The sequence below is a fragment of the Vibrio sp. 1457 genome, assembly GCF_033340195.1.
GTDB lineage: Bacteria > Pseudomonadota > Gammaproteobacteria > Enterobacterales > Vibrionaceae > Vibrio > Vibrio alginolyticus.
Genome location: NZ_JAWOWA010000004.1, coordinates 330,838 through 333,769, shown reverse-complemented (window position 1 = coordinate 333,769; position 2,932 = coordinate 330,838). Strand labels below are relative to the sequence as shown.

Sequence of the window (2,932 nt, the reverse complement as noted above, 5' to 3'; positions counted from 1 at the left end):
GCCTAGGGCGGTAAAAATATCAAAGACCCGATACCCTGTTAATCGCTACGCGGCTCCTCTTAAGTGAACTACATTGCGCACAGTGCGAGGCTTTTTTGTACGAACGAAACAAAATAGTGTGAGATTAGTACGAATATGGCGAGAGCCACACATTTTTTATTCTCAACGCTATAGTTTTGCATGCGATATCCGATATATTTAACCGATCACCATTTCAAATTGTATCTAGCACAAAACTGAGCCTTCTATGCGTCAAAATTATAAGCGTTTGTTAGCAGCCCTTGTGTTGATGAGCGCGACTCAGACATCATCAGTGGTTCAAGCCGAAGGAATTCGTCTTGTTGGACCGTCTGGTGAAGTGCAATCATCTCCGAGCTATGCTGAAGATATTGAGCGAGCATTACCTGCTCCTCCTGCGAATACTCAACCGTCACGTTTCTTTGGTCCGACTGGTGAAAATCAAACACTATGGTCGATCGCTTCAGAATTACGACCTTCACGCGGTGTTACCGTTCAACAAACGCTTCTTGCCATTTACCGAATTAACCCTCAAGCGTTTGAGAACCAAAACATTCATGAATTGATCCCAGGGAGTCGGCTACGAGTACCTTCTTTAGAGCAAGTGCAAAGCGCGACCACAGCGCAAGCTGTTGCGATTATGAAGGCGCATGAAGCTAAGTTAAAACAGCCGAAGCCGACAAATAGAGCGACGCCAGCACAACGAGTCACCGAGCAACCAAAGCCACAAATTAAAGTAGAACCCAAGTCTGCGACTAAGCCAGAGACAGTGGCAGCAACGGAGCCAAAACCAACTCCGAAAACAATACCGGTCATCCCTGCGCCACCAGTAACCACCTCTCCGCAGGGTGAAAAGCAGGTCAGTGCGCTAAAGGACAAACTTCAAGGCTCACAAAGTGAATTAGAGTCATTAGAAGAGAAGAACCATCGTCTTCGATTGATGCTGTCAGAAGTGCAAAGCGAAGTCGAAACTTTGAAAAGCGAGTTGAATGACGAAGAACGCATTCGCTCAGAAGTCGAGAAGCTGCTTGCTGAAGAGCGCCAACGCCTTGCTGAACAACAGCGCATGCAACCAAGCACCATGGACAAAATTTTGTCTAATGGTTGGCTCGTTGGTCTTGCGGCATTAATTCCTGGTGCTTTGATTGCGTTGCTAGTTGTTATGCTTCTTGGCCGACGCTCTAAAGCGAAAGAGGAAGAAGCGGCTGCGCAGGAACAGCAAAACGTTGATCCTCTTGCGGCGCCAATCGGTTTAGCGGCGGCGGATGAGCTGGATGAAGAGCTCACGCTTGATGATGAATTGTTTGCAGATGAAGATATCAACGCACAGTCTTTACAAGAAGAGAAGTCAGATTTAGAAGAAGACGTCTTTGCTAACCTCGACGATGAAGAACTTGATTTCAATCTGGAAGGGGACGATGACCCATTTGCAGATATTGGCGATGACGGTGACCTAGATGTTGGTCTGGATGAGTTTGAGTCATCGAACAATGGTATCCAAGTCAACGGCGAAGAAAAGGCGCTTGGTTTAGAAGAAATGGAGCGAGCCTTAGATGAGGTTGCTCCAGAACTAGAAGTGCTCGATGACGATGAGTCTGGCTTCGATCTTTCGGATGATACGAATGAGAAATCAGACTCGCTTTCAGACGATGCATTTGCCGAGTTACTTGCAGCCGATGAGCCGTCAGAAGAGTTACCAAGTGACACTGTCGACCAGGATATGCTTGATGACTTGTTTGCTGAACTTGGCAACGATGACTTCGATTTAGATACTGATGAGCCTGAGTTAAAACAGCCCGTTTCGGATGATGACTTTAGTGTAGGAGAGGCATCTGACGACGATATCGATAAGCTATTGGCCCAGTATGAACAACCGGCTAGTGAATCGGAAGTTCGAGAAGCTGACGCCAATGAAGGTCCTGTTCTAGATGAAAACAGTACAGAGCTACTCGATGAACTCATTGATTTTGATGAAGATGACACAGACGAGTTTGATCCACTAAACGAGCTAGAAGCAATCTCTGGTTTTGAAGGTGATGACTCGATCGAAGAGTTAGACGCAGATAGCACAGACTTACTGGATGAACTCATTGATGATGTTACCTCTGAACTTGATGAAGAGACTGAAGCTGATTTAGATCCGTTTGATGATCTGATTCGAGAGGACGAGAGCCCAGAGCAGAATAAATCGGAAGAGGAAGAGTTACTGAAATCACTTGGTTTTGGTGAGCCAGACGCCGACGAAAAGCCATCTTCCGTAGTTGAGTCAGAACAAACTCATGAAGATCAGGATATTGAGTCTGGATTGGACATCGACGCTTTATTAAGTGAAAGCCAACCAGACACGCAACAAGCTGCAAAAGAGCAACCATTAACCGAGCCAGAGGCTGCTTCAGAGCCATTTAGCAGCGATGAATTTCTTGGTGATTTAGAGGACCTCTCACCAGAGAATGATCCTTTAATGAGCGAGCTAGACGACCTATTTGAGTCAGACAGTGAAGAACTTCTGCCAACAGAACAAGAAAAAGCGGATTTTTCTGCTGAACTTGACGCTCTATTTGATAGTGAAGACGATTTACCGCAGCAAGTTGAAAAAACACAAACGGAGATAGATGAAGCTTCATCACTACAACAAGAGGCTACCGATACTGATTCAACACAAGAACCATCCGTGGAGTCCGATGCTGAGGTACAGCCTCACGTTGAGCGAGAGGAAGACATTCCAGCCTTCACGCCGACACCAAATACAATAGAAAATGAATTCGGTGTTCCACAAGAAGAAGATTGGCTACTGGATGAACCTGAATTGGAGCCGGAAACTGAGTCGACCAACGATTCAGAAGATGAATTCAATTTTGACGAGCTAGATCTTCCAGAATTCAGCGAAGAAGATGCTCTAGCATCTATGGCTGGC

Annotated in this window: 1 protein-coding gene; it reads left to right on the top strand. The window is 45.9% G+C overall.

Annotated elements, in window-relative coordinates:
• Window positions 1–247: 247 nt before the first annotated feature.
• A partial coding sequence (locus R7Z41_RS06765; RefSeq protein WP_225477528.1) for a FimV/HubP family polar landmark protein occupies window positions 248–2,932 on the top strand: 2,685 nt, incomplete at its 3' end.